The sequence below is a fragment of the Pseudomonas sp. No.21 genome, assembly GCF_054558415.1.
In genome coordinates this window covers 32,832-57,048 of sequence record NZ_BAAJNO010000022.1, presented here as the reverse complement: position 1 = coordinate 57,048, position 24,217 = coordinate 32,832, and the positions used below count along the sequence as shown (strand labels likewise).

General features: G+C 68.3%; 25 protein-coding genes. 11 read left to right on the top strand and 14 right to left on the bottom strand.

The window, feature by feature from the left end:
• Positions 1 to 29 precede the first annotated feature (29 nt).
• The 8 genes from ACYJSS_RS29285 to ACYJSS_RS29250 all read right to left on the bottom strand — a co-directional run bounded on the left by ACYJSS_RS29285 (position 30) and on the right by ACYJSS_RS29250 (position 9,227).
• Complete coding sequence (locus ACYJSS_RS29285) at positions 30 to 980, bottom strand: Vgb family protein (RefSeq protein WP_236206464.1); 951 nt, start codon at positions 978 to 980, stop codon at positions 30 to 32.
• Positions 981 to 1,059: 79 nt separating this feature from the next.
• Entirely contained in the window at positions 1,060 to 1,224 is a 165-nt protein-coding gene (locus ACYJSS_RS29280) for a hypothetical protein (RefSeq protein WP_178082911.1), read from the bottom strand.
• Positions 1,221 to 2,345: a PepSY-associated TM helix domain-containing protein gene (locus ACYJSS_RS29275; RefSeq protein WP_236206463.1), complete on the bottom strand. Its 1,125-nt coding sequence runs from the start codon at positions 2,343 to 2,345 to the stop codon at positions 1,221 to 1,223. The genes ACYJSS_RS29280 and ACYJSS_RS29275 overlap by 4 nt, the downstream gene beginning before the upstream one ends.
• Positions 2,346 to 2,412: 67 nt before the next feature.
• Positions 2,413 to 4,839, bottom strand: a complete 2,427-nt coding sequence (locus tag ACYJSS_RS29270) for a TonB-dependent siderophore receptor (RefSeq protein WP_275672248.1) — start codon at positions 4,837 to 4,839, stop codon at positions 2,413 to 2,415.
• Between the two features lie 155 nt (positions 4,840 to 4,994).
• Positions 4,995 to 5,945, bottom strand: a complete 951-nt coding sequence (locus ACYJSS_RS29265; RefSeq protein ID WP_236206462.1) for a FecR family protein — start codon at positions 5,943 to 5,945, stop codon at positions 4,995 to 4,997.
• Positions 5,942 to 6,460 (bottom strand): RNA polymerase sigma factor, encoded by a 519-nt coding sequence (locus tag ACYJSS_RS29260; protein WP_111259577.1) that lies wholly within the window; start codon positions 6,458 to 6,460, stop codon positions 5,942 to 5,944. The genes ACYJSS_RS29265 and ACYJSS_RS29260 overlap by 4 nt, the downstream gene beginning before the upstream one ends.
• 128 nt (positions 6,461 to 6,588) lie before the next feature.
• The gene (locus ACYJSS_RS29255) at positions 6,589 to 7,296 is read right to left on the bottom strand and encodes a 3'-5' exonuclease (protein ID WP_236206461.1); all 708 of its coding nucleotides are present in this window, start codon (positions 7,294 to 7,296) and stop codon (positions 6,589 to 6,591) included.
• Positions 7,293 to 9,227 carry a putative nucleotidyltransferase substrate binding domain-containing protein gene (locus ACYJSS_RS29250; RefSeq protein WP_236206460.1) on the bottom strand — a complete coding sequence of 645 codons (1,935 nt, stop codon included), beginning with the start codon at positions 9,225 to 9,227 and terminating at the stop codon, positions 7,293 to 7,295. The genes ACYJSS_RS29255 and ACYJSS_RS29250 overlap by 4 nt, the downstream gene beginning before the upstream one ends.
• A 284-nt stretch (positions 9,228 to 9,511) precedes the next feature.
• Between ACYJSS_RS29250 and ACYJSS_RS29245 the strand changes: the two genes are divergently transcribed.
• From ACYJSS_RS29245 to ACYJSS_RS29230, 4 genes are all read left to right on the top strand, one after another.
• Positions 9,512 to 10,021: a response regulator gene (locus ACYJSS_RS29245; protein WP_111259574.1), complete on the top strand. Its 510-nt coding sequence runs from the start codon at positions 9,512 to 9,514 to the stop codon at positions 10,019 to 10,021.
• Positions 10,022 to 10,191: 170 nt separating this feature from the next.
• On the top strand, positions 10,192 to 10,623 hold the full coding sequence (locus ACYJSS_RS29240; RefSeq protein WP_236206459.1) for a PaaI family thioesterase: 432 nt from the start codon (positions 10,192 to 10,194) through the stop codon (positions 10,621 to 10,623).
• Complete coding sequence (locus ACYJSS_RS29235; protein ID WP_111259572.1) at positions 10,623 to 11,030, top strand: PaaI family thioesterase; 408 nt, start codon at positions 10,623 to 10,625, stop codon at positions 11,028 to 11,030. The genes ACYJSS_RS29240 and ACYJSS_RS29235 overlap by 1 nt, the downstream gene beginning before the upstream one ends.
• Before the next feature lie 62 nt (positions 11,031 to 11,092).
• On the top strand, positions 11,093 to 11,659 hold the full coding sequence (locus ACYJSS_RS29230) for a TetR/AcrR family transcriptional regulator (protein WP_111259571.1): 567 nt from the start codon (positions 11,093 to 11,095) through the stop codon (positions 11,657 to 11,659).
• A 63-nt stretch (positions 11,660 to 11,722) separates the two neighbouring features.
• On the opposite strand, the gene ACYJSS_RS29225 is transcribed toward ACYJSS_RS29230, so the two are convergent.
• Complete coding sequence (locus ACYJSS_RS29225) at positions 11,723 to 13,900, bottom strand: malate synthase G (RefSeq protein WP_111259570.1); 2,178 nt, start codon at positions 13,898 to 13,900, stop codon at positions 11,723 to 11,725.
• Between the two features lie 314 nt (positions 13,901 to 14,214).
• Here ACYJSS_RS29225 and ACYJSS_RS29220 point away from each other — a divergent pair, with 314 nt between their 5' ends.
• On the top strand, positions 14,215 to 14,661 hold the full coding sequence (locus ACYJSS_RS29220) for a GNAT family N-acetyltransferase (protein ID WP_111259569.1): 447 nt from the start codon (positions 14,215 to 14,217) through the stop codon (positions 14,659 to 14,661).
• A gap of 29 nt (positions 14,662 to 14,690) precedes the next feature.
• Positions 14,691 to 15,212, top strand: coding sequence for a glycine cleavage system transcriptional repressor (locus ACYJSS_RS29215; protein ID WP_111259568.1), 522 nt, complete (start codon positions 14,691 to 14,693; stop codon positions 15,210 to 15,212).
• A 213-nt stretch (positions 15,213 to 15,425) separates the two neighbouring features.
• On the opposite strand, the gene rarD is transcribed toward ACYJSS_RS29215, so the two are convergent.
• The 5 genes from rarD to ACYJSS_RS29190 all read right to left on the bottom strand — a co-directional run bounded on the left by rarD (position 15,426) and on the right by ACYJSS_RS29190 (position 19,409).
• The gene (gene rarD / locus ACYJSS_RS29210) at positions 15,426 to 16,316 is read right to left on the bottom strand and encodes an EamA family transporter RarD (RefSeq protein ID WP_111259567.1); all 891 of its coding nucleotides are present in this window, start codon (positions 16,314 to 16,316) and stop codon (positions 15,426 to 15,428) included.
• A gap of 162 nt (positions 16,317 to 16,478) precedes the next feature.
• Positions 16,479 to 17,453 (bottom strand): serine/threonine protein kinase, encoded by a 975-nt coding sequence (locus ACYJSS_RS29205; protein WP_111259566.1) that lies wholly within the window; start codon positions 17,451 to 17,453, stop codon positions 16,479 to 16,481.
• Positions 17,454 to 17,526: 73 nt separating this feature from the next.
• A complete protein-coding gene (locus ACYJSS_RS29200) occupies positions 17,527 to 18,291 on the bottom strand; it encodes a TOBE domain-containing protein (RefSeq protein WP_236206466.1) in 765 nt (254 codons plus the stop codon).
• Between the two features lie 68 nt (positions 18,292 to 18,359).
• Positions 18,360 to 19,094 (bottom strand): ComF family protein, encoded by a 735-nt coding sequence (locus ACYJSS_RS29195; protein ID WP_236206458.1) that lies wholly within the window; start codon positions 19,092 to 19,094, stop codon positions 18,360 to 18,362.
• A 21-nt stretch (positions 19,095 to 19,115) separates the two neighbouring features.
• Complete coding sequence (locus ACYJSS_RS29190; protein ID WP_111259563.1) at positions 19,116 to 19,409, bottom strand: hypothetical protein; 294 nt, start codon at positions 19,407 to 19,409, stop codon at positions 19,116 to 19,118.
• Between the two features lie 217 nt (positions 19,410 to 19,626).
• Between ACYJSS_RS29190 and bioB the strand changes: the two genes are divergently transcribed.
• The 5 genes from bioB to bioD all read left to right on the top strand — a co-directional run bounded on the left by bioB (position 19,627) and on the right by bioD (position 24,174).
• The gene (bioB, locus tag ACYJSS_RS29185; protein WP_111259562.1) at positions 19,627 to 20,682 is read left to right on the top strand and encodes a biotin synthase BioB; all 1,056 of its coding nucleotides are present in this window, start codon (positions 19,627 to 19,629) and stop codon (positions 20,680 to 20,682) included.
• 85 nt (positions 20,683 to 20,767) lie between these two features.
• A complete protein-coding gene (bioF, locus tag ACYJSS_RS29180; RefSeq protein WP_236206457.1) occupies positions 20,768 to 21,949 on the top strand; it encodes an 8-amino-7-oxononanoate synthase in 1,182 nt (393 codons plus the stop codon).
• Positions 21,942 to 22,667 (top strand): alpha/beta fold hydrolase, encoded by a 726-nt coding sequence (locus ACYJSS_RS29175; protein ID WP_236206456.1) that lies wholly within the window; start codon positions 21,942 to 21,944, stop codon positions 22,665 to 22,667. The genes bioF and ACYJSS_RS29175 overlap by 8 nt, the downstream gene beginning before the upstream one ends.
• A complete protein-coding gene (gene bioC / locus ACYJSS_RS29170) occupies positions 22,660 to 23,490 on the top strand; it encodes a malonyl-ACP O-methyltransferase BioC (protein WP_236206455.1) in 831 nt (276 codons plus the stop codon). The genes ACYJSS_RS29175 and bioC overlap by 8 nt, the downstream gene beginning before the upstream one ends.
• Positions 23,491 to 24,174 carry a dethiobiotin synthase gene (gene bioD, locus ACYJSS_RS29165; protein WP_111259558.1) on the top strand — a complete coding sequence of 228 codons (684 nt, stop codon included), beginning with the start codon at positions 23,491 to 23,493 and terminating at the stop codon, positions 24,172 to 24,174.
• Positions 24,175 to 24,217 lie beyond the last annotated feature (43 nt).

Sequence of the window (24,217 nt, the reverse complement as noted above, 5' to 3'; positions counted from 1 at the left end):
ACCGTGCCTGGGTTGAGCCTTGTACCCGCTCAATCCCTGATCATCACCAGCCGGTCGAGGCCGGACTCCGCGCCCCAGACTTCGCCGATGCGGCCGGAGAGCTGCAACACCCGGGCGTTGGCCTGGTCGCTGGGAAAGGCGGTGAAGCGCTGGCTGAAGGGGTTGAAGCGGAGGATGGAATTGCTGGCGAAGTCGCTGATCCAGATGCGGTCCTGCTCGTCGACGAACATGGCGTGGGCGTCGGCCTTGTCGCCGGGCAGGGCCCAGCTGTTCCAGGCGTTGGCCAGCGGGTCGTAGCGGCTGAGCGTGCCGCTGCCGCTCTCGCTGACCCAGAGGGTGCCCTTCGAATCGCTCCAGATGCGTTGCGGGCCATGCTGCGCCTCGGGTGAGGTGATCACCTCGGCCTGGCCGGAGGCGGTGTCGATACGGGCGATGTGCTTGCCGTCGAGGCTGGCGTACCAGATCTCGCCATCGGGCGTGGTGGTGATGCCATAGGGCCCGGCGCCACCCGGGGCGCGCCAGACCTCGATGTCGCCGCTCTTTGGGTCGAGCCGACCGTAGAAACCGTGCTGCCCGGTGAACCAGAGCATCCCGGCCCGATCGAAGGTGGCGCTGTTGAGGCCGGCGTCGGCGGCGTTGCCCGGCAGCGGGTAGTGCTTGGTGGCGAGACGGTCCGGGTCGACCTTCACCAGGGCGTTGAGGCCGGCGTCGGTGACCCAGGCCGCGCCGTCCTGGCCGACCACCACGCCGCGCGGGCTGGAGCCGGCGCCGAGGGCGACCTGCTGGCTCTGCCCGGTCATGGGGTCGAGCAGCCCGAGCAGGCCGAGCTTCTGCGCGGTGTACCAGACACGGCCATCGGTGGCCGGCGCCACGTCACGCGGGCCGCTGCCCGGTGGCAGGGGGAAGTACTTCACCTCGGCGGCGAGTGCTGTCGTGCTGAGCAGGGCGGCGAACAGGGCCGCTACGGCGATGCGGAGCATGGCGACCTCCAGGTCTGGGACACAGACGTATGGACGCCGCCGCGCTCCAGGGGTTCGCCGGAATTTGCCGGCGGCCCGATCAGCGCCGCTGCAGGAAGGGGCGGATGCCGAGAAAGGCGGGGATGCCCAGGCCGACCCAGGCCAGGGCGTCCCAGATGCCGTCGCCGAGCAGCGCGCCCACCAGGCCGATGGCGGTGAGCGCGGCCAGCAGCGCGGGCATGGCGAAGATGCGCTTCAGGTTCATGCCGTCGCCTCCCCGCGCTGCCGCGCCGGCGCGCGTCGGCGCACCCACCAGAGGTAGAGCCCGCTGCCGAGGACGACGATGGTCAGCACGTCCAGGGTCGCCCACAGCAGTTGCATGGGCCGGCCGCCGTAGTCGCCGAAGTGCAGTGGCTGGGACATGGCCAGGGCGTCCATGTACCAGGGGCGCTCGCCGACGGCGGTGACCTCCAGGGTGCGCGCGTCGATCAGCACCGGCGTCCACAGGTGCGAGGTGAGGTGGCTGCTGCCCTTCATGAACACCGCGTAGTGGTGCTCGCTGGAGAAGCGCGTGCCGGGGAAGGCGATGAAGTCCGGCGCCATGCCTGGCGTCGCCCGGCCGGCGATCTCCAGCAGGCGTGTGGCCGGGGCGCGCTCGGTGAGCGGCGGGGCGTCGCGGTAGGGCTCGACCATGGCGGCCAGGCTCTCGTTGCGCCAGGCGGCGATCACCAGGTCGGCGCAGGCGCTGATCACCCCGGTGACGCCGACCACCAGGGCCCAGGTCAGGGTGACGATGCCGATCAGGTTGTGCAGGTCCAGCCAGCGGGTGCGGGGGGAGCGGTCGTGGCGCACGGTGCCGAACTCCAGGCGGCGCATGAAGGGCGCGTAGAGCACCGCGCCGGACACGATCGCGACCACGAACAAGAGGCCCATGAAGGCCAGCAGCAGCTTGCCCGGCAGCCCGGCGAACAGGTCCACGTGCAGGCGCAGCATGGTCATCATGAAGCCGCCGTTGGCCGAGGGCATGGCCACCGGCTCGCCGCTGCGGGCGTCGAGCATGAAGGTGTGCGAGGAGTTGGGTTCGGTGCCGGCGGTGGCGGCGGTGATGGCCACCACGCCGTTGGGTTCGTCGTCTTCCCAGCCCAGGTACTGCACCACCTCGCCCTGGCGATGGGCCTCGGCGGCCTGCACCAGTTGCTGCAGGTCGAGGCGCGGCGAGTCCGCCGGCATCTCGCGCAGCACCGGGGCGTCGCCCAGCAGGTGGTCGATCTCGTGGTGGAAGATCAGCGGCAGGCCGGTCAGTGCCAGGAGCAGCAGGAAGGCCGTCGAGATCAGGCTGGTCCAGGTGTGGACGAAGGACCAGCGGCGGAGGGTGGTGGTTTTCATGATCCGTCCGGAAGCCCGAGGCCGCCCGGCGGGCGGCCTCGGTGGTACGTGGTTGGCGGCGAGGGGGTCACCACGCGTAGGTGGCGCTGGCGACGACGCTGCGCTCGTCACCGTAGTAGCAGTAGTAGCCGTCGCAGGTGGAGAGGTAGTCCTTGTCCAGCAGGTTGGTGGCGTTGAGCGCCAGCGACGCGCCGTTCAGGCTGCTGTCCAGGCGCCCGAGGTCGTAGTGCACGGCGGCGTCGAACACGGTGTAGGACTTGGCGAAGCCGAGCTCGCTGTTGGCCTGGTCGCCGAAGGTGTTGCCGGTGTAGCGGGCGCCGGCGGCGATGCCGAAGCCGTCGAGCATGCCGTTGTGCCAGGTGTAGTCGGCCCACAGCGAGGCCTGGCGGTTGGGCATCAGTTGCAGGCGCTTGCCCTTGTACTCGCCGTCCTGCACTTCGGATTTCGCCTGGGTGTAGGAGGCGATCAGCTTCAGGCTGTCGGTGACGTCGCCCACGGCTTCCAGCTCCAGGCCCTTGACCTTCACTTCGCCGTCCTGGCTGGTGACCGGTGTGCCGTTGATGCGGTTGGTCACCGAGACGTTCTGCTGCGTCAGGTCGTAGACGGCGGCGCTCAGCAGGATGTCGCTGCCCGGCGGCTGGTACTTCACGCCCAGTTCCCACTGCTTGCCTTCGGTGGGCTTGAACGAGTCGGTCGGTGAGGCGGTGGCGTTGCTGGTGGGCTGGAAGGATTCTGCGTACGACAGGTAGGGGGTGAAGCCGGAGTCGAACACATAGCTGAGGGCGGCGTTGCCGCTGAAGGCCTTGTCGCGCTCGGTGTTGGTGGCATCGCCCTGGTTGAGGAAGGTGGTGCCGGTGTGCACCCAGTCCTCGCGGCCGCCGAGGGTCAGGCGCCACTGGTCGAGGGCCATCTGGTCCTGGACGTAGAGGCCCGTCTGGATGGTCTTCTGGTTGTAGTCGTAGAACGCCAGGGAGCGCGGCGGACGCACGATCGGCTGGCCGTATACGGGGTTGTTGACGTTGATGTCCGGCGGTGCGTAGCCGTTGAAGGCGGTACCGAAGACCGACATGTAGTCGGTCTCGATGCGCTGGTGGTCGAGGCCGAGCAGCAGGGTGTGATCGATTTCGCCAGTGGTGAAGTCCGCCTGGAAGTTGTTGTCCACCGCGAACTGGCTGATCGCCTCATCGGTGTTGGTGCTGTTGCGACCGACATTGCCATTGGCGTCGACCACATAGCCGGAACCGGCGAGCGATGGGATGTAGCTGTTGACGGTGACGGTCTGGAACGACAGCTCGGACTTGGTGTAGCGCAGGTTCTGGCGGAACTGCCAGACCTCGTTGAAGCGATGTTCGAAGGCATAGCCCAGCGCATAGTAGGTGCGGTCGTAGAAGTCGTAGTCCGGGTCACCCAGGTTCTTGTGGTGGGAGATCTTGCCGAACGGCATGTCGATCTTGGTGCCCTGGATCGGACGGAACTGGCTGGTGGTGCCGGTATCGTCGCGGGTGAACTGCGACAGCAGGGTCAGCGTGGTGTCGGGGTCGATGTTCCAGGTCAGGCTGGGGGCGAGGTTGTAGCGCTTGTTGTCGACGTGGTCGATCTGCGTACCGCTGTCGCGCACCACGCCGCTCAGGCCATAGAGGAACTGGCCCTGCTCGTCGATCTTGCCGGTGCTGGCGAAGTTGATCTGGCGATGGTTGTCGCTGCCGTACTGCACCTCGATCTCGTGGCGGGTCTCGGCGCTCGGGCGACGGCTGACCATGTCCAGCAGGCCTCCGGGCGGGGTCTGGCCGTATACGGAGGAAGCCGGGCCGCGCAGCAGGGCCAGGCGGTCCAGGTTCCAGGTTTCCGGCTTCGGGTTGGCGTAGACGCCGCGCGGCAGCGGCAGGCCATCGAGGAAGTGGGTCGGCTCGAAGCCGCGCACGCGCATCCAGTCGTAGCGGGTGTCGCTGCCGAAGCTGGCGGAGACGATGCCGGGCATGTACTTCACGGCGTCGTCGAGGCTGTGCACGCTGCGGTCCTGCATCTGCTCGCGGGTGGCGACGGAGATCGAACGCGGGGCTTCGGCCAGGGCGGTGTCGGTCTTGGTGCCGGCGGCGGTGCGCTGGGCCAGGTAGCCGGTGGTGGGGCCCCAGGCGCTTTCGCTGGCAGCGGCGCCGTCGATGTTGGTGCTCGGCAGGACCATGGCGTCCTGCGGCAGCGCGGCCAGGCTGTAGCTGTTGCCGTTCTGCACCAGTTGCAAGCCGCTGCCGTTCAGCGCGGCGTTCAAGGCGGCGACCGGCGAATACTCGCCCTGCACCGGCTGGGCGGTCTTGCCGCTGGTCAGGCTCGGATCGATGCTCAGCACGATGCCCGCTTCGCTGGCGATGCGGCTCAGGGTGCTGGCCAGGGGCGCGGCGGGCAGGGTGTACTGCTGGGTTTGCGCGACGGCATGGGCGGACAGGCTGCCCAGAACGATGGCGGCGGCAAGCAGGCTGGGGCGGAAGGCAAGCGTCATTGCGAACGACTCCTGATAGGAAATAAGTCTCAATGACCTGTTGCCGGATCAGGATGGAAAAGTGATAGGGGCACTGAGAAATTTTTTTGAAAGTCTGCCGGATACCGGTTCTCCCGGGCTCAAGCCCGGGCTACCAGGGAGCGCCGGATGAGGCGCTAATTGTTGGCGGGCACCACGCGGGTCCACCAGCCGGTATGGCGTTCGATGCGCACGGGCAGGCTGGGGGGCAGGGCGTCGAGGGCGAGATCGCTGTCATTCAGGGGGAAGCTGCCGCTGATGCGCAGGTCGGCGACTTCCGGGGCGACGCCCAGGTAGCCGCTGCGGTACTCGCCCAACTGCTCCAGCAGGTCGGCCAGGCGCGCGTTCTCCACCACCAGCATGCCGCGTACCCAGGCGTCGGCACCGACCGGCGCGTTCTGGCTGGTGTCCAGGCGGGTGCTGCGCATCAGCACCTGCTGGCCTTCCTTGATGATGCGCTCGTCGTCGGCCTGGACCGGGTGGGCGGCGACCGCCGACTGCAGGACGATCAGGCGCGTGCCGTTCTTCTCGGCGCGCACCAGGAAGCGCGTGCCGAGGGCGCGCAGGTCGCCGTTCTCGGTGCCGACCACGAAGGGGCGCGGGTCGCCGTGGGCGGTCTCGACGAGGATCTCGCCGCGGCGCAGGTGGATGCGGCGCTGGGCCGGGTCGAACTCGATGTCCAGGGCGCTGCGGCTGTTGAGGCGCACGTGGGTGCTGTCGGGCAGCAGCAGGTCGCGCTGCTCGCCGCTGGCGGTGACCTCGTCGGCCAGCCAGTCGCTCAGTGGGCGTTGCTGGTTGGCCAGGCCCAGGGCCAGGGCACCGACCAGGACCAGGCCGAGCAGGCTGGCGCTGCGGCGCATGCGGCGCGGGGAGCGCAGCAGGGCGCGGCGGGCCGGGGCGTTGCCGGCGGCGACGAACTGCTGGTCGAGGCCGGCCAGTTGCGCCCAGGCGCGGGCGTGCTCGGCATTGGCGGCGTGCCACTGGAGGAATTCCGCCTGCTCGCCCGCGCTGGCGTCACCGGAGCCCAGGCACAGTTGCCAGTGGATGGCTTCGTCGAGAACCCGTGAGGAAACCGGGGCGCGATTCACGTCGGTTCACCGTAGAGGGCGATGTAGCACTGGCGCAGGCCCTGGGCGAGGTACTGGCGCACGCGCGGCACGGAAACGCCCAGGCGCTCGGCGATCTCGGCGTGGCCGAGGCCGTCGACGCGGTTGTAGAGGAAGGCGGCGCGGGCCTTGCTGGAGAGCGTGCCCAGCAGGCGGTCGATCTCGCGCAGGGATTCGAGGATCAGCGCCTGTTCCTCCAGGCCTGGCTGCACCGCTTCGGGGACCAGGGCCAGTTCCTCGAGGTAGGCGCGTTCCAGGGCGCTGCGACGGAAATGGTCCACCAGCAGGCCACGGGCGATGGTGGTGAGCAGGGCGCGGGGCTCGCGCACCTGGTGCAGGTCGGCCTTGCCGAGGATGCGTACGAAGGTGTCCTGGCTGAGGTCTTCCGCCCGATGGGGGCAGTTCAGGCTGCGCCGCAGCCAGCCGAGCAGCCAGTCGCGATGGTCGCGATAGAGCGCGCCCGCCAGAGCATGGTTCGTGGTTTCCCCAAGCGACACTGCAACCTCCGCCGCGCGAAGCAGGCTGGTAGGAAATGGAGCGAGAATGATTCGCAATTATGCCGATGCTGGCACCCGGCCGCAATCGCAGGCCGTCGGCTGGCGACGACCGTTCGCATGGCGCCGGCTCAGAGGCCGGGTTGTTGCTGGCGACGCTGCCAGCGGGCCAGGGCGGCGGCCAGTGCGGCGGGGCTGCCAAGGCCTTGCTGGCGCGCGCGGCTGAAGAGGATCAGGGCCATCTCGGCGGTGGCCAGGGCATCGGCGCTGGCGTGGTGGCGTTGCTGCACCTGCAGGCCGAAGTACTCGGCCCACTGGTCCAGCCCGCCGTTGCGGATGCCGGCGTCGGGGCAGAGCAGGGGGGCCAGTTCGGCGATGTCGAGGAACGGGTGGCGCAGGCGCAGGCCCAGGTCCTGGCGCAGGGCGCGGGCGAGCATGCGCTGGTCGAAGGGGGCGTGGAAGGCCAGCAGCGGGCTGTCGTCCAGGTAGTCCATGAAGTCCAGCAAGGCTTCGGCCGGCGCCAGGCCGGCGGCGGAGACGCTGGGGGCGATGCCGTGGATGAGCACGGCGGGGGAGGTGGCGGCGTTCCGGTACAGGGTCGCTTCGAAGCCGCGCCCGAGGGGGATGGCGCCGGCCTCGATGCTCACCGCGCCAATGGACAGCACCAGGTCGCGGCTCATGTCCAGGCCGCTGGTCTCCAGGTCGAGCACCACGAAGCGCTGCTCGGCCAGAGGCCGGTCATCCAGCGCCTGGGGCGCGGGCAGGGCGTCGCGGCGCTGCTGCTGGTCGTCTGTCAGGACCGGGCGCTGGCGCCGGGTGAACCAGGAGAAGGCATTCATAGCTGGTAGCGCAGCGCGAGGCTGCCTTGCAGGCGTTGGGCCTGGCGGAAGGATTCGCGGAGGATGCGTCGGTCCAGGTGGTTGAGGCTGTCCGGGTCGAGGCGGTTGGTGAAGGGCAGCCCCTGCCGGGCCTGTTGCTGGTGCTGCTGCATGCGGGTCTGCTGGATGAAGTGGTAGGCCTCCTCGAAGGCGGCGCCGTCCTGGGCGTCTATCACTTCGTGGGCGACCAGCTGGCGCAGGCGTTCGAGGGTGTTGCAGCTGTCGATGCCATGGGCGAGGGCCAGCAGGCGTGCACCGTCGACGAAGGGGGTGAGGCCCTGGACCTTGAGGTCGAGGGTGTCCTTCTCGGCGCCTTTGCGGGCCACCACGAAATCGCGGAAGCGGCCCACGGGCGGGCGCTGGCGCAGGGCGTTCTCGGCCATCAGGCGCTGGAACAGGCGGTTGTCGGCGACCTGCGTGAGCACCTCGCGGCGCAGTTGCTCGCAGCCCTCGCGTTCGCCCCAGACGGCCCGCAGGTCGAAGTAGATGCTCGAGCCCAGCAGGCTTTCCGGGGTGGCCTCGCGGATGAAGCCGGCGAAGCGGCGGCTCCATTCCTGGCGCGACAGGCACAGCTCGGGGTTGCCGGCCATGATGCGCCCGCGGCACAGCTCGAAGCCGCAGGTGGCCAGGTCCTGGTTGATGCGTTCGGCCAGGGGCAGCAGGCGCCCGCGGATGGCGGCGGCCTCGGCGGCGTCGCGGGCCTCGAAGAGGATGCCGTTGTCCTGGTCGGTGTGCAGCGTCTGCTCGCGGCGCCCTTCGCTGCCGAAGCACAGCCAGGTGAAGGGCACGCCCGGGTCGCCCTGCTCTTCGATGGCGAGCTCGATCACCCGGCACACGGTGTGGTCGTTGAGCAGGGTGATGATGTGGGTGATCTGGGTGGAGCTGGCGCCGTGGGCGAGCATGCTGTCCACCAGGCGCTGGATGTCGCTGCGCAGGGCGGCGAGGGCCTCGACGCGGCCGGCGTGGCGGATGGTGCGGGCCAGGTGCACCAGGTCGACGCGCTGCAGGGAGAACAGGTCGCGCTCGGAGACCACGCCGCGCAGGCGGCCGTCGTCCACCACGCAGACGTGGGCGATGTGGCGCTCGGTCATGGCGATGGCGGCATCGAACGCGCTGGCATCCGGCGGCAGGTGGAAGGGCTGCTGGGTCATCAGCTCGGCGATGCTCTGGCCGAGGTCGGCGCAGGCGTCGGCGATCACCCGGCGCAAATCGCGCAGGGTGAAGATGCCCTGGGGCCGCTGCTGCTCGTCGACGATGACGATGCTGCCCACCTGGTTCTCGTGCATCAGCCGCACGGCATCGCGCAGGGGCATGTGCGGCGGGCAGGCGATGGGCTGGCGCACGGCCAGGTCGATGAGGCGGGTGTCCAGCGAATACTGGGCGCCGAGGGTTTCCACCGCGCGCAGTTGCACCTGCTGGTTGACCTGGTCGAGCAGGCTGCTGACGCCGCGCAGGGCGAAGTCGCGGAACGGGCCGGAGAGGGCGAACAGGCGCACGAAGGCGGGCTTGGCCAGGAGCAGGCAGAAGGTGTCTTCGCCGGCCAGGTGCTCGGTGCGGGTGGCGCGCTCGCCGAGCAGGGCGGCGAGGGGGAAGCATTCGCCGCCGGCGATCTCGAAGGTGGTCTCGGTGCCGCGCTTGGCCGAATGCGGGCGTTCGCCGACCACGCGGCCCTGCTTGACGATGTAGAAGTGTTCGACCGGCCCGTCGCTGGGCTTGATGATGGATTCCCCGCGCCCATAGAAGCGCAGCAGGCAGTTTTCCACCAGGTAGGCCAGGTGGGCGCTTTCCATCTGGTTGAAGGGGGGGAACTTCTGCAGGAATTCCATGGTGCCATGGACGTTCTGCATCACCGCCTGCTTGCCCGCCTGGCCGAAGGCGTCCGTCGTGCTCATGCTGTGTTTTCCACGGCGCTCTTGTTGTGGGTGCATGGTCGGTGGCCGGGGCGGCGCTGCACATTGGACGTAAGTATAGAGCCGGCCCCGACCGCTTCCCGGTGCGGCAGCAGCCGTCTGGGGCGAGGGTTTGCGAGCGCCACCGCTGCGCTGGTCAATTTTTGCACCGTTCGGCGGCGAAACGGGAACTCTTATGATGTTCCGCTATCACACACGCGTAATCCCGCGCACTCTGACTTTGTGCGGAGCAGCGTGCCTGCGATGGCCGCTACGAGGTGAAACCCATGAATTACGGTGACCTGCTGAGCCAAGAGGAGATGAAAGCCCTGGATGAGCTGGTGCGCGTGCCGAACGCCCAGCCCAGCGTGCTGCTGGTGGACGATGACGAAGCCGCCCGCGACTCCCTGGCCGATCGCCTGACCGCCCACGGCATCAGTTGCATCACCGCCGACAGCGGCGAGCAGGCCCTGGCCCTGCTGCTGGCGCGGCCCTCCATCGACCTGCTGGTGACCGAGCTGCACATGCAGTGCGGCAGCGGCCTGGAACTGGTCCGCCAGGTGCGCCAGTCGGCGCGGGCGAGCCTGCCGGTGATCATCACCTCGTCCTCGGGCGATGCCGACGTGCAGGACGCCATCGAGGCCATGCACATGAAGGTGGTGGATTTCCTTCTCAAGCCCGTGGACATCACCCGCCTGGTCACGCTGGTGCGCAACGAGCTGGGCACGCCGCCGAGCAAGCCTCCGGTGAGGGCGAGGCAAGCGAAGGCCGAAGTCCTCGCGCTGAAAAGCGCCTGAAGCCGCCGCAAGGCGGTTTTTTCTTTTCTCCATTTCCCATCGATCCGCTGGTTGGCCCGGCATTCGCCGGCCTGATACGGGCCGCCCGCTGCTTGTGGTCGATCGATTTGTGATCAGAATAGTTAGACCGGTCTATATAGAAAGCCGGCCATTTTTCAGGAGGAAGCGTCATGAACCATGATCCGCGTTTGCAGGAACGACTCGAAGCGGTGATCAGCGCCACCCCGTTCGCCGCGCTGATGGGGGCACGCGTCAATGCCATCGGCGCGGGTGCCGTCGAGCTGGAGGTCGAGGTGAAGCCCGAGGTGATGCACCAGCATCATGGCTTCGTACATGGGGCGGTGGTCGGCTTCATGGCCGACAGCGCCTGTGCCTGGGCGGCGGCCTCGGTGGCGGGGGATGTGGTGACCTCGGAGTACAAACTCAACCTGCTGGCGCCGGCAGTGGGCGAGCGCCTGGTGGCCCGAGGGCGGGTGTTGAAGGCATCCAGCCGGACACTGGCGACCTTCGCCGAGGTCTTCGCGATCAAGGGCGGCGAGGAGAAGCTGGTGGCGGTGGCCCTGGCCAGCGTGGCCAGAGTCGGCGGCGAGGGCGCGCGCTGATGGAGAGCGAAGTGCTTCCCGGCTTCGAGCCGCTGTTTCGCAGCAGCCCATTCCTCGATCTCCTGGGGCCCCTGTATTGCCGCCGCGACGAGAGCGGCGGCCTGGTGATCGCAGTGCGTATCGGGGAGAAGCACTGCAACCTGCGGGGCACGGCCCATGGCGGGCTGCTCTGCACCCTGGCGGATGTGGCGCTGGGCTATTCCACGGCATTCTCCCAGGACCCGCCGCTGGCGATGGCGACGGTGAACCTGAGCCTGGATTTCTGCGGGGCGGCGCGGCTCGGGGACCTGGTGGAGGTGCGCACGGCGATCCACAAGGTGGGCCAGCGCCTGGCCTTCGCCAGTGCGGACCTGCGCTGCGGGGAACACCCCGTGGCCCGCGGCAGCGCCGTGTTTCATATTCCCTGAGGCTCGGGCATGCTTTGCGCGCGCCGGGCGGCCGGCGCGCCATTGCTCCTGGAGACGTCCCTGTGCCGAAGAAATCCAACGCTGCCGATCGCGTCGTGCGTGCCACCGCTTCACTGCTGGCGAGCAAGGGCTATTTCGGCACCGCCCTGGGCGACATCATCGCGCGCTCGGAAACGCCCAAGGGCTCGCTCTACCACTACTTCCCCGATGGCAAGCCGGAGATCGTCGGCGCGGCCATCGACTTCGTCGCCAGCGAGGTGCGTGCGCATCTCCAGCAGGCCGCGAGCCGGGCGCCCCATGCCCGCAACGCGCTGCTGGGCTTCACCGCGACGCTGCGCGGTTGGCTGCAGGCCTCGGACTACGCCGAATCCTGCCCGATCTTCGCCACCACCTTGAGCATCGACGATGAGTTGAACGGTGTTCACCGGCGTTGCGGCGTTGCACTGGATGGCTGGCATGGCGTGTTCGAGCAGGCGCTGAGTGCGGACGGTGTGCCGGCGGCAGCCGCCGAGAGCCGTGCCTGGCTGCTGATCGCGGCGCTGGAGGGGGCGCTCGGCGTGGCCCGGGTGCAGCGCTCGCTGCGGCCGCTGGAGCTGATCGAGGCGGAGCTGCTGCCGCTGCTGCCCTGATCGACCGGTTTTCTATTGGCATGAAAAAACCGCCCCGAAGGGCGGTTTTTTGTGGAGCTCGGCTTACAGGCCGTTCTTCGCCTTGAACTCGCGGCGACGACGGTGCAGGACCGGCTCGGTGTAGCCGTTGGGCTGCTTGGTGCCTTCGACCACCAGTTCGACGGCGGCCTGGAAGGCCACGTTGTCGTCGAAGTTGGGGGCCAGCGGGCGGTACAGCGGGTCATTGGCGTTCTGGCGGTCGACCACCGGGGCCATGCGCTTGAGGCTGGCGAGGATCTGCTCCTCGGTCACCACCTTGTGGCGCAGCCAGTTGGCCAGCAGCTGGCTGGAGATGCGCAGGGTGGCGCGGTCTTCCATCAGGCCGACATCGTTGATGTCCGGCACCTTGGAGCAGCCGACGCCCTGGTCGATCCAGCGCACCACGTAGCCGAGGATGCCCTGGGCGTTGTTGTCCAGTTCGTTCTGGATCTCCTCGGCGCTCCAGTTGGTGTTCGGCGCCAGCGGGATAGTCAGGATGTCGTCCACCGAAGCCGGCGCGCGCTTGGCCAGTTCGGCCTGGCGGGCGAACACGTCGACCTTGTGGTAGTGCAGCGCGTGCAGGGTGGCGGCGGTCGGCGACGGGACCCAGGCGGTGTTGGCGCCGGCCAGCGGGTGGCCGATCTTCTGCTCGAGCATGCCGGCCATCAGGTCGGGCATGGCCCACATGCCCTTGCCGATCTGGGCGCGGCCTTGCAGGCCGGTGGCCAGGCCGATGTCGACGTTGTTGTTCTCGTAGGCACCGATCCACTTCTCGCTCTTCATCGCGGCCTTGCGCACGACGGCGCCGGCTTCCATGGAGGTGTGGATTTCGTCACCGGTGCGATCGAGGAAGCCGGTGTTGATGAACACCACGCGCTCGCTGGCGGCCTTGATGCACGCCTTGAGGTTGATGGTGGTGCGGCGCTCCTCGTCCATGATGCCGACCTTGAGGGTGTTGCGCGGCATGCCGAGCACATCCTCTACGCGACCGAAGATCTCGGTGGTGAAGGCGACTTCTTCCGGGCCATGCATCTTCGGCTTGACGATGTAGACCGAGCCGGTGCGGGTGTTCTTGCGGGTGGTGTTGCCGTTGAGGTTGTGCAGGGCGATCAGGCTGGTGAACAGCGCGTCCTGGATGCCTTCCGGGATCTCGTTGCCGGCGGCGTCGAGGATGGCCGGGTTGGTCATCAGGTGACCGACGTTGCGCACGAACAGCAGGCTGCGCCCGTGCAGGGTCAGCTCGGAACCGTCGGCCTTGGTGTAGACGCGGTCCGGGTTCATGGTGCGGGTGAAGGTCTCGCCGCCCTTGGACACGCTCTCGGCCAGGTCGCCTTTCATCAGGCCCAGCCAGTTGCGGTAGACCACGGTCTTGTCGTCGGCATCGACGGCGGCGACGGAGTCCTCGCAGTCCATGATGGTGGTCAGGGCGGCTTCCATCAGCACGTCCTTGACGCCAGCGGCATCGGTCTTGCCGATGGGGCTGCTGGGGTCGATCTGGATCTCGAAGTGCAGGCCGTTGTGCTTGAGCAGCAGGGCTTGCGGGGCCGCGGCATCACCCTGGAAGGCGATGAACTGGGCTGCGTCCTTGAGGCCGGTCTCGGTGCCGTCCTTCAGGGTCACGGCGAAGGCGCCGTCCTTGATGGCGTAGGCGGTGGCGTCGACATGGGAGCCGTCGTGCAGCGGGGCGGCTTCGTCGAGGAAGGCGCGGGCGAAGGCGATGACCTTGTCACCCCGGACCTTGTTGTAGCCCTTGCCCTTTTCGGCGCCATTCTCTTCGCTGATCACGTCGGTGCCGTAGAGCGCGTCGTACAGCGAGCCCCAGCGGGCGTTGGCGGCGTTCAGGGCGAAGCGGGCGTTCATCACCGGCACCACCAGCTGCGGGCCGGCCATGCGGGCGATCTCTTCGTCGACGTTGGCGGTGGTGGCCTGGAAATCGGCCGGCTCGGGGAGCAGGTAGCCGATTTCCTGCAGGAAGGCCTTGTAGGCCACGGCATCGTGGGCCTGGCCGGCGCGGGCCTGGTGCCAGGCGTCGATCTGCGCCTGGAGTTCGTCGCGCTTGGCGAGCAGGGCTTTGTTCTTGGGCGCCAGGTCATTGATGACCGCTTCGGCGCCGGCCCAGAACTTCTCGGCGCTGATGCCGGTTCCGGGGATGGCTTCGTTGTTCACGAAGTCGAACAGGACTCTGGCGACCTGCAGGCCACCGACTTGAACGCGCTCAGTCATTGCTTGCCTCACTCTGCTCAATATCCGCTGCGGACCGTGCTCCAGTGCTTGTAGTCCGAGCCGCGGCATACTACATGAAGCCGTCGTAAAAATCATGGGCGTGCGTCGCTATGCGACCAGAAAACGCCTTGCAGTCACGGCGGGAGCAGAATGTTCTCAAGAAACAGGTGGATTGTTCCAGAAAAATCTTAAAAACGTACACGATTAATGAGAAATCGTGTCTGCGACCCAGTGCCGCAGCCTGGAAACGCATATTCCGGGACTACCTTCAGCTCTTTTCTATACTGCCCACACTACAAAAATGGAGTTTTCCCATGGCCGTGCACGCCGTAACCGCCGCGGATATCGATGAACTCGCCGAGCTCTTCTCCGGCTACCTGGATTTCTATGAAGTACCGCGGCCGCTGGGCGAGGTGCGTGACTTCCTCGGCGACCGCCTGGCGCGTGGCGACTCGGTGCTGTTCATCGCGCGTAGCCTGGAAGGCAGGGCGCAGGGCTTCGTGCAGCTCTATCCCTTCATTTCGTCCCTGGCCATGGCGCCCGCCTGGCTGCTCAGCGACCTCTACGTCGCCCCGCATGCCCGCCGCCAGGGCGTGGGCGAAGACCTGATGAACGCCGCTCGCGCCCACGGCGAGGCCACCGGTGCCTGCGGTCTGCAGCTGGAGACGGCGAAGACCAACCTGGCCGGCCAGGCGCTCTACGAGCGCCTGGGCTATGTGCGCGACCAGGTGTACCTGACCTACTGGCTGAGCCTCGCCTGAGGCGGCCCACTACAGATAAGGAGTCGAGCGTGGACCATCTGGTATTGACGGTGATCGCCCCCGACCAGCCCGGGCTGGTGGAGCGAGTCGCCCAGTGCATCGCCGCCCATGGCGGCAACTGGCTGGAGAGCCGCATGTCGCGCATGGCCGGGCAGTTCGCCGGCATCCTGCGGGTGGCGGTGCCGGCGGAGGGGTATGACGAGCTGGTGGAAGGGCTGCAAGGCCTGGCGGCCCATGGCATCCGCGTGATGCTGGCGGAGAGCGGCATCGAGCCCTCCTGCACCTGGAAGCCGATCCTCCTGGACCTGGTGGGCAACGACCGCCCCGGCATCGTCCGCGACATCACCCGCCTGCTGTCCGAGCAGGGAGTGAACGTGGAGAGCCTGGTCACCGAGGTGAAGCCGGCGCCCATGAGCAGCGAGCCGCTGTTCCATGCCGAGGCGGTGCTGGCGGTGCCGCTGACCCTGTCCCTCGATGTGCTGCAGAAGCGGCTGGAGGCCCTGGCCGACGACCTGATGGTGGAGCTGGACCTGCAATCGCCGGCGTCGTGACGGCTATCCCCGGAAACCCTGGGCAAGCCTGTGGATAACCTGGGGAGCGCCGGTGCTGGATCAGGCCCTGCGCGGGCTGGGGCATTCTGGCTGAAAAACGAGCGGAATCAGGGGCTTGTGCACAAAGCACGGGGACGGAGCTGTGGATAAGCTCTGGAGCGACGGCTGCAGGCCAGGCGGGGCGCTGCCTGCAGCCGATCGTACGTTTTCTGCTCAGCCGACGTTGCGGCGCAGGGTGAACCAGGCGTCGACGCTGTAGACCGCGAGGCCGGCCCAGATGAAGCAGAACGCCAGGAGCTTGCTCGGATCGAAGTGCTCGTCGAAGAGGAAGATCGCCTGCAGCATCACCAGGGTCGGCGCCAGGTACTGGAGGAAGCCCAGCGTGGTGTAGGGCAAGTGGCGAGCAGCGGCGTTGAAGCACACCAGCGGCACCAGGGTGATGGGGCCGGCGGCGATCAGCCAGAAGGCCTCGGAGGTGCCCCAGAAGGCCACCTGGCTGGTCTGGGCCGCCGGGTGCAGGATGAGCCAGCCCAGCGCCAGGGGCAGCAGCAGCCAGGTTTCCACCACCAGGCCGGGCAGGGCGGCGACCGGTGCCTGCTTGCGGATCAGCCCATAGAAGCCGAAGGTCAGCGCCAGGGTCAGGGAGACCCAGGGCAGGCTGCCCACCTGCCAGATCTGTTGTGCCACGCCGACTGCCGCCAGGGCCACCGCGATCCATTGCAGGCGGCGCAGGCGTTCGCCGAGCAGGAGCATGCCCAGCAACACGTTCACCAGGGGATTGATGTAGTAGCCGAGGCTGGCTTCGAGCATGCGCCCGTTGTTCACCGCCCAGACATAGACCAGCCAGTTGGAGGCGATCAGTACGCCGCTGGCGGCGAGGATGCCGAAGCGCCTGGGGTTCTCGCGCAGTTCGCGCAGCCAGCCGGGGTGCTTCCAGACCAGCAGCAGGAGGGCGCCGAACAGGGCGGACCAGATGGCGCGGTGGACGATGATCTCCAGCGCCGGCACGGCCTGGATGGCCTTGAAGTAAATGGGGAAGAGGCCCCAGATGATGTAGGCGGTCAGGCCGAGGATGTACCCGCGACGCGGGTTGGCGGTGGCCATGTAGGGTCCTTGCTTAGGTCACTAACGAAAGGTCCGACATTCTAGAGGCCACTCGCCCGACTTGTCTGTCTGCTCAGGATCGTGTCGGAGGCCCCGGGGCCATCCCCGCGTAAGGATTACGTTACGCCGGACGTCCTGGGCACCTGCCGCATCGTCCGCGCGTCAGAACAGCCGCAGCGGTTCCTCGTCCATCGCCGCCAGTTGCTCGCGCAGGATCAGCACCTGGTCGCCCCAGTAACGCTCGCTGCCGAACCAGGGGAAGCTCATGGGGAAGGCAGGGTCGTCCCAGCGCCGCGCGAGCCAGGCGCTGTAGTGCATCAGGCGCAGGGCGCGCAGGGCTTCGATCAGCGGCAGCTCGCGCGGGTCGAAGTCGTGGAACTCCTGGTAGCCGTCCACCAGCTCGGAGAGTTGCGTCAGGCGCTCGTGGCGCTCGCCGGCGAGCATCATCCACAGGTCCTGCACCGCCGGGCCCATGCGGCAGTCGTCGAGGTCGACCAAGTGGAAGGTCTCGTCGCGGCACAGGATGTTGCCGGGGTGGCAGTCGCCGTGCAGGCGGATGGCGGTGTAGCGCACTTCGCCGAAGCGCTGGTCGAGGCGCTTGAGCAGGTCGCGGGCCACCGACTCGTAGGCCGGGAGCAGGCTCCTGGGGACGAAGCCGCCCTCCAGCAGGGTAGTCAGCGAGTCATGGCCGAACGCCTGGACGGTCTGGGTTTCGCGGTGCTCGAAGGGGCGCACGGCGCCCACCGCATGCAGGCGGCCGAGCAACTGGCCGAGGCGGTAGAGCTGGTCCATGTTGCCGGGCTCGGGCGCGCGGCCGCCACGGCGGGGGAACAGGGCGAAGCGGAAGCCGGCGTGCTCGAACAGGGTTTCGCCGTCGCGCGACAGGGGCGCGACCACCGGCACTTCGTGCTCGGCGAGTTCGGCGCTGAAGGCGTGCTCCTCGCGGATCGCGGCGTCGGTCCAGCGCTGCGGCCGATAGAACTTGGCGATAAGCGGCTGTTCGTCTTCGATGCCGACCTGGTAGACGCGGTTCTCGTAGCTGTTGAGGGCCAGTACGCGGGCATCGCTGAGGTAGCCCAGGCCCTCCACGGCGTCGAGCACGAGGTCGGGCGTCAGTTCGGCGAAGGGATGGGACATGGGCGACTCCGGTGATTGGGCGGCAAGTCTAGCGCCTATGGCACCGGCGGGGCGGTCTATCGTTCGTCGCGTGTCAGAGCGGGGTGCCGAGCAGCACCAGGCTGGGGGCGAACAGGGCGCGGGCCATGCTGCCCGCTCGCAGTCCGTCGGCTTCGAGCTGCGCGGGTTCGGCCAGGGCGCAGAGGGTCTGGCCGTTGGCCAGGGCGATGCGGACTTCGCTGGGGCCTTCATCGTCGGGCAGGATCGCTTCGATGCGCCCTTCCAGGGCGTTGAGCTGTGGATCGGGCTGCACGCCGAGGGGCTGCACGCTGAGCCAGCCGGCCTTCATCAGGGCGATCACGCCGCGGCCAGGGGTGAGCTCCAGCTTCTCGCTGCTGTCGTGGGTGATCTGCGCGCGCATGCGGGCGCCGCCAGGCAGCTCGACGTCCACCAGGTCGTTACGACCCTGGGCCTGCACGGCGACGACCTTGCCGCTGAGCTGGTTGCGGGCGCTGGTACGCAGCATCAGGCGGCCCAGGCGTTCCAGGTCCTGCTCGCTCTCGGCGCTTTCCAGCAGGTGTGCCTGCAGGCTCTCCATGCGCTTGAACAGGGCCAGCAGGCGTTCGCCTTCGGCGGACAGGCGCGCGCCGCCACCGCCCTTGCCACCGACGCTGCGTTCGACCAGGGGTTTCTCCGAGAGGTTGTTGAGCTCGTCGATGGCGTCCCATGCGGCCTTGTAGCTGAGGCCGGCCGCCTTCGCCGCACGCGTGATCGAGCCCTGGACGGCGATCTGCTCCAGCAGGGCCATGCGCTGCGGGCGGCGGGTCAGTTGTTGGGTCAGGGGCGTGAGCTGGCTCATGGTCGACGGCTGTTGCTGAATATGGCGCAGCAGGCTGAGTGAGTCGGGGACGCCAGTCAAGCCATGCCTCAGGGCAGCGTGCCGGGCTTGGGCGTGCGCGCCAGGCAATAGATGTCGACCCGCTCGGCGCCAGCGCGCTTGAGCAGCTGGGCGAGGTATTGCGCGGTGGTGCCGGTGGTCAACACGTCGTCCACCAGCGCCAGGTGCAGCCCCTGGGGGCTGGCGTGCGGGGCCAGCTGGAAGGCGCCGCGCAGGTTGCGCTTGCGGGTGGCGGCATCCAGGCCCTGTTGGGCGGGCGTGTCCCGTGGGCGCAGCAGCCAATCGTCGTGCGTTGGCACCCGCAGGCGGCGGCCGAGCCAGCCCGCCAGCATCTGCGCCTGGTTGAAGCCGCGCTGGCGCTGGCGGCGGGTTGCCAGCGGCACGGCCAGCAGGGCGTCGGGGCGCGGCTCGCCGGTGCCCTGCACGTGCTCGATGTGGCGCGCCAGGAGTTCCGCCAGCAGGCGGCCAAGGGGCCACTGGGCCTGGTGCTTGAAGCGGGTGATCAGGCTGTCGACCGGGAAGTCGTAGCGCCAGGGGATGCAGGCGGTATCGAAGGCGGGTGGCCGTTTCAGGCATTCGCCGCAGGTCAGGCCGTGGGCGGGCAGTGGCAGGGAGCAGACCCGGCAACGCCCGGCCAGCCAGGGCAGGTCGGCTTCGCAGTCGGTGCAGATGGGCAGTTCGCCGCCTTGCGCCCGTGCGCTGCACAGCGCGCAGGTCGGGGCGGTTCGGACGAGGTGGCGCAGCAGGTGGACGAGCCGGTCCATGGCGCCCCTCCACGGGCGAGGTCAGTGGATCAGCCAGCTCATGACGATCAGGCCGAGGAAGATGAGGATCAGGCCGCTGATGATGCCCTTTCGCAGCAATGCGCGTATGCCGCCGAACAGCAGGAGCAGGCCGAGAATGAGTACGACGAAGCTGAAGATCGACGCATCCATCCCGATGGCCCGCGCCAGGCCCCGGAGGAAGTCGTCCATCGCCGCCCAGATGCCGCCGAGGACGGTTGAAAGCAGATCGACGATGAAGCGGATCACCTTGCCGATCGCCTCGCCCAGCCAACTGAAGAAGCCGTCGTTACCCATGCTCGTTCCTTATGCGTCATGACCGTCTGGTGTTTGATCCAGGCGGCGCCCAAGGGTTCTGTATGGTTAAAAAATAACCAGATGTAAACCTGTGTCGAGTTTTTGGTTGACAGCGTCATAGCCCAAAATCAAGATGCCCAACAGCCTGAATTCCCGCGCTCGCCGTCGGGATTTCCCCTTACAAGAGGCGCGATCCACGCGTCGAAGGAAGCTCCCCATGAGTGCAACCGTAGCCGTCTCCACCCGCCACGATTGGTCCCTCGCCGACGTGCGTGCGCTGTTCGAGCAACCCTTCAACGACCTGCTGTTCCAGGCGCAGACCGTGCACCGCGCGCACTTCGACCCGAACCGCGTACAGGTCTCCACCCTGCTGTCGATCAAGACCGGTGCCTGCCCCGAAGACTGCAAGTACTGCCCCCAGTCCGGCCACTACAACACCGGCCTGGACAAGGAAAAGCTGATGGAGGTGCAGAAGGTCCTGCAGGCCGCCGCCGAGGCCAAGGCCATCGGCTCCACGCGCTTCTGCATGGGCGCCGCCTGGAAGCATCCCTCCGCCAAGGACATGCCCTACGTGCTGGAGATGGTGAAGGGCGTGAAGAAGCTCGGCCTCGAGACCTGCATGACCCTCGGCCGCCTGGACCAGGAGCAGACCCAGGCGCTCGCCGATGCCGGCCTGGACTACTACAACCACAACCTCGATACCTCGCCGGAGTTCTACGGCAACATCATCACCACCCGCACCTACGGCGAGCGCCTGCAGACCCTGGCCTACGTGCGTGAGGCGGGGATGAAGATCTGCTCCGGCGGCATCCTCGGCATGGGCGAGTCGGTGGACGACCGCGCCGGCCTGCTGATCCAGCTGGCCAACCTGCCGGAGCACCCGGAATCGGTGCCGATCAACATGCTGGTGAAGGTCAAGGGCACGCCGCTGGCCGAGGAGAAGGACGTCGACCCGTTCGACTTCATCCGTACTCTGGCCGTGGCGCGGATCATGATGCCCAAGTCCCATGTGCGCCTCTCCGCCGGTCGCGAGCAGATGAACGAGCAGATGCAGGCCCTGGCCTTCATGGCCGGCGCCAACTCGATCTTCTACGGCGAGAAGCTGCTGACCACCGCCAACCCCCAGGCCGACAAGGACATGCAGCTCTTCGCCCGCCTCGGCATCAAGCCCGAGGAACGCGAGGAACACGCCGATGAAGTGCACCAGGCCGCCATCGAGCAGGCACTGGTGGAGCAGAGAGACTCCAAGCTCTTCTATAACGCTGCTGTTTAACGACGGCGAGCTGGAAGCCTGAAGCCGGAAGCTTGAAGCGGGTGGCTCGGGCTTCCAGCTTCTAGCTTCCCGCTTCGAGCTTTCTATGCCCTTCGATCTCGCTTCCCGCCTCGCCGAGCGCCGCGCCGCCGACCTCTACCGCCAGCGTCCCCTGCTGGAAAGCCCCCAGGGGCCGGATGTGGTGGTGGACGGCCGGGCGATGCTGGCCTTCTGTTCGAACGACTACCTGGGCCTGGCCAACCACCCCGAGGTGATCGGCGCGCTGCGTGCCGGTGCCGAGCGCTGGGGCGCTGGTGGGGGGGCCTCGCACCTGGTCATCGGTCACAGCGGGCCGCACCACGAGCTGGAACTGGCCCTGGCCGAGTTCACCGGGCGCCCGCGTGCGCTGCTGTTCTCCACCGGCTACATGGCCAACCTGGGGGCCGTCACCGCACTGGTGGGCAAGGGCGGCAGCGTGCTGGAGGACCGCCTCAACCACGCCTCCCTGCTCGATGCCGGCCTGCTGTCGGGCGCGCGCTTCTCGCGCTACCTGCACAACGATGTGGCCAGCCTCGCCGCGCGGCTGGAGAAGGCCGAAGGCGACACGCTGGTGGTCACCGATGGCGTTTTCAGCATGGATGGCGACCTCGCCGACCTGCCCGCGCTCTGTGCCAAGGCGCGCGAGCAGGGCGCCTGGGTGATGGTCGACGACGCCCATGGCTTCGGCCCGTTGGGGGCCACCGGTGGCGGCATCGTCGAGCACTTCGGCCTCGGCCTGGAGGATGTGCCCGTGCTGGTCGGCACCCTGGGCAAGGCCTTCGGCACCGCCGGCGCCTTCGTTGCGGGCAGTGAAGAGCTGATCGAGACGCTGATCCAGTTCGCCCGCCCCTACATCTACACCACCAGCCAGCCGCCCGCGGTGGCCTGCGCCACGCTCAAGAGCCTGGAACTCCTGCAGAAGGAAAGCTGGCGCCGCGAGCACCTGAACAGGCTGATCCAGCGCTTCCGCGAGGGGGCCGCCGGGATCGGCCTGAGCCTGATGGACAGCCCGACGCCTATCCAGCCGATCATGGTCGGCGACAGCGCCCGGGCCCTGCGCCTCGCCGCCCTGCTGCGCGAACGCGGCATCCTCGTCGGCGCCATCCGCCCGCCGACGGTGCCGGCCGGCAGCGCGCGCCTGCGGGTGACCTTCAGCGCGTCCCACAGCGAGGCCCAGCTGGAACTGTTGCTCCAGGCGTTGTCCGAAAGCTGGAACATTCTGGCTAAGGAAGGAAGAACCGATGCGTGACCGACTCATCCTGCTGCCCGGCTGGGCGCTCGGCCCGGCTGCCCTGGAGCCCCTTCGCGATGCGCTGTACGAGCGTGCGCCGCACCTGAACATCGAGATCGAGCCACTGCCCGACCTGGCGCAGCCGGAAGCCTGGCTCGACGAGCTCGATGCGCGCCTGCCAATCGATTGCTGGCTGGCGGGATGGTCCCTCGGCGGGATGCTGGCGGCGCAACTGGCCGCCCGGCGCGATGAGTCCTGCCGTGGGCTGATCGGGCTTGCCAGCAACCTGTGTTTCCGTGCCCGCGAGGATTGGCCGAGCGCCATGCCCGGCGATGTCTTCGCCGCCTTCCACGAGGCCTTCGGCCTCGACCCCGAACTGACCCTGAAGCGCTTTCGCCTGCTGGTGAGCCAGGGCGCCAAGGACCCGCGCACCCTGGCGCGGCAACTGCAGGTCACCCAGCCGTCCACCCCGGTGGAGGTGCTCGAGGCCGGCCTGCAACTGCTGTCTGGGCTGGACACCCGCAGCGCCCTGCGTGCCTACAGCGGCCCGCAGTTGCACCTGTTCGCCGGGCGCGATGCGCTGGTGCCGGCCGCCGCCTGCCAGGCGTTGCTGGACTGGCTGCCGGATGTCGAGGCGGCGGTGATCCGCGAGGCCAGCCACGGGCTGCCGGTGGAGTGCCCGGATGCGGTCGCCGAGGCCATGCTGGCGTTCATGTTCGAAGGTGAAGATGTCTGAATCCGTCGTCGTCCCGTCGCCCGGCCTTTCGGTGGAGGCATCGCCCCTGCCGGACAAGCGCCAGGTCGCGGCCTCCTTTTCCCGCGCGGCGGCCAGCTACGACAGCGTCGCCGAGTTGCAACGGGCCGTCGGCGGTGCCTTGCTCGACAGCCTGCCCGAGGGCTTCGTCCCCGGACGCTGGCTCGACCTGGGCTGCGGCACCGGGCATTTTTCGCGGGTGCTGGCGGAGCGCTTTCCCACGGCCGAAGGCCTGGCGCTGGATATCGCCGAAGGCATGCTGCAACACGCCCGCCCACTGGGTGGGGCCCGCCACTTCGCCGCCGGCGATGCCGAGCGCCTGCCGCTCGTGGACGGTTGCCTGGACCTGGTGTTCAGCAGCCTGGCGGTGCAGTGGTGCGGTGACTTCGCGGCGGTGCTGAGCGAGGCGCGGCGGGTGTTGCGGCCGAACGGCCTGCTGGTCTTCAGCAGCCTGTGCGTCGGCACTCTGCAGGAGTTGCGCGACAGCTGGCAGGAGGTGGACGGCTTCGTCCACGTCAACCGCTTCCGTGAGTTCAGCCGCTATCAGGCGCTGTGCGCGAGCAGTGGCCTGCGTCCGCTGTTGCTGGAGCGCCGTCCTCGCGTACTGCATTTCCCCGACTTGCGCAGCCTGACCCATGAGCTCAAGGCACTGGGTGCGCACAACCTGAATCCCGGGCGCCCCGGTGGCCTGACCGGCAGGGCGCGCATGCTCGCCCTGATCGATGCCTACGAGCGTCGGCGCGATGCCGGCGGCCTGCCCGTCACCTACCAGGTCGTCCACGGCCTCTTGCGCAAGGAGCCCTGAATGAGCGCGGCCTTCTTCATCGCCGGCACCGACACCGAGATCGGCAAGACCACGGTGGCCGCGGGCTTGCTGCACGCCGCCCGCCTGGCCGGGCTGTCCACGGCGGCGAGCAAGCCGGTGGCGTCCGGCTGTGTTCCGACCCCCGCCGGCCTGCGCAACGAGGACGCCCTGGCACTGCTGGGCGAGTGCACGCTGCCGCTGGCCTACGACGAGGTCAACCCGCTGGCCTTCGCCCCCGCCATCGCGCCGCACCTGGCGGCGCGCGAGGTCGGCGTCGAGCTGGACCTGGCCGCGCTGGAAGGCCCGGTGCGGCGGATCATCGGCAAGGGGGCGGACTTCACCCTGGTCGAGGGCGCCGGTGGTTGGCGGGTGCCGCTGGCCGGTCGCGCGAGCCTTTCGGACCTGCCGATCGCACTGGGCCTGCCGGTGATCCTGGTGGTGGGTGTGCGGCTCGGCTGCATCAACCACGCATTGCTCAGTGCCGAGGCGATCCTGCGTGATGGCCTGCCGCTGGCCGGCTGGGTGGCCAACCTGGTGGACCCGGCGACCTCGCGCCTGGAAGAGAACCTCGCCACCCTGGCGGAGCGGCTTCCGGCCCCGTGCCTGGGCCGTATCCCCCGCCTGGCGGCCCCCACGCCCGCAGCCGTCGCGGCCTGCCTGGACCTGGCCCCTCTGGCGCTATAAGCAGAACGGCGTCCATAGCCTTTTGTTTGTACGTTTTTTAGAC

What these genes read in the sequence shown, in the direction of transcription:
- ACYJSS_RS29285 (WP_236206464.1), bottom strand. Translation starts at nt 980, where the DNA reads ATGCTCCGCATCGCCGTAGCGGCCCTGTTCGCCGCCCTGCTCAGCACG.
- ACYJSS_RS29280 (WP_178082911.1), bottom strand. Translation starts at nt 1,224, where the DNA reads ATGAACCTGAAGCGCATCTTCGCCATGCCCGCGCTGCTGGCCGCGCTC.
- ACYJSS_RS29275 (WP_236206463.1), bottom strand. Translation starts at nt 2,345, where the DNA reads ATGAAAACCACCACCCTCCGCCGCTGGTCCTTCGTCCACACCTGGACC.
- ACYJSS_RS29270 (WP_275672248.1), bottom strand. Translation starts at nt 4,839, where the DNA reads ATGACGCTTGCCTTCCGCCCCAGCCTGCTTGCCGCCGCCATCGTTCTG.
- ACYJSS_RS29255 (WP_236206461.1), bottom strand. Translation starts at nt 7,296, where the DNA reads ATGAATGCCTTCTCCTGGTTCACCCGGCGCCAGCGCCCGGTCCTGACA.
- ACYJSS_RS29250 (WP_236206460.1), bottom strand. Translation starts at nt 9,227, where the DNA reads ATGAGCACGACGGACGCCTTCGGCCAGGCGGGCAAGCAGGCGGTGATG.
- ACYJSS_RS29245 (WP_111259574.1), top strand. Translation starts at nt 9,512, where the DNA reads ATGAATTACGGTGACCTGCTGAGCCAAGAGGAGATGAAAGCCCTGGAT.
- ACYJSS_RS29240 (WP_236206459.1), top strand. Translation starts at nt 10,192, where the DNA reads ATGAACCATGATCCGCGTTTGCAGGAACGACTCGAAGCGGTGATCAGC.
- ACYJSS_RS29235 (WP_111259572.1), top strand. Translation starts at nt 10,623, where the DNA reads ATGGAGAGCGAAGTGCTTCCCGGCTTCGAGCCGCTGTTTCGCAGCAGC.
- ACYJSS_RS29225 (WP_111259570.1), bottom strand. Translation starts at nt 13,900, where the DNA reads ATGACTGAGCGCGTTCAAGTCGGTGGCCTGCAGGTCGCCAGAGTCCTG.
- ACYJSS_RS29220 (WP_111259569.1), top strand. Translation starts at nt 14,215, where the DNA reads ATGGCCGTGCACGCCGTAACCGCCGCGGATATCGATGAACTCGCCGAG.
- rarD (WP_111259567.1), bottom strand. Translation starts at nt 16,316, where the DNA reads ATGGCCACCGCCAACCCGCGTCGCGGGTACATCCTCGGCCTGACCGCC.
- ACYJSS_RS29205 (WP_111259566.1), bottom strand. Translation starts at nt 17,453, where the DNA reads ATGTCCCATCCCTTCGCCGAACTGACGCCCGACCTCGTGCTCGACGCC.
- ACYJSS_RS29200 (WP_236206466.1), bottom strand. Translation starts at nt 18,291, where the DNA reads ATGAGCCAGCTCACGCCCCTGACCCAACAACTGACCCGCCGCCCGCAG.
- ACYJSS_RS29195 (WP_236206458.1), bottom strand. Translation starts at nt 19,094, where the DNA reads ATGGACCGGCTCGTCCACCTGCTGCGCCACCTCGTCCGAACCGCCCCG.
- ACYJSS_RS29190 (WP_111259563.1), bottom strand. Translation starts at nt 19,409, where the DNA reads ATGGGTAACGACGGCTTCTTCAGTTGGCTGGGCGAGGCGATCGGCAAG.
- bioB (WP_111259562.1), top strand. Translation starts at nt 19,627, where the DNA reads ATGAGTGCAACCGTAGCCGTCTCCACCCGCCACGATTGGTCCCTCGCC.
- bioF (WP_236206457.1), top strand. Translation starts at nt 20,768, where the DNA reads ATGCCCTTCGATCTCGCTTCCCGCCTCGCCGAGCGCCGCGCCGCCGAC.
- ACYJSS_RS29175 (WP_236206456.1), top strand. Translation starts at nt 21,942, where the DNA reads ATGCGTGACCGACTCATCCTGCTGCCCGGCTGGGCGCTCGGCCCGGCT.
- bioC (WP_236206455.1), top strand. Translation starts at nt 22,660, where the DNA reads ATGTCTGAATCCGTCGTCGTCCCGTCGCCCGGCCTTTCGGTGGAGGCA.
- bioD (WP_111259558.1), top strand. Translation starts at nt 23,491, where the DNA reads ATGAGCGCGGCCTTCTTCATCGCCGGCACCGACACCGAGATCGGCAAG.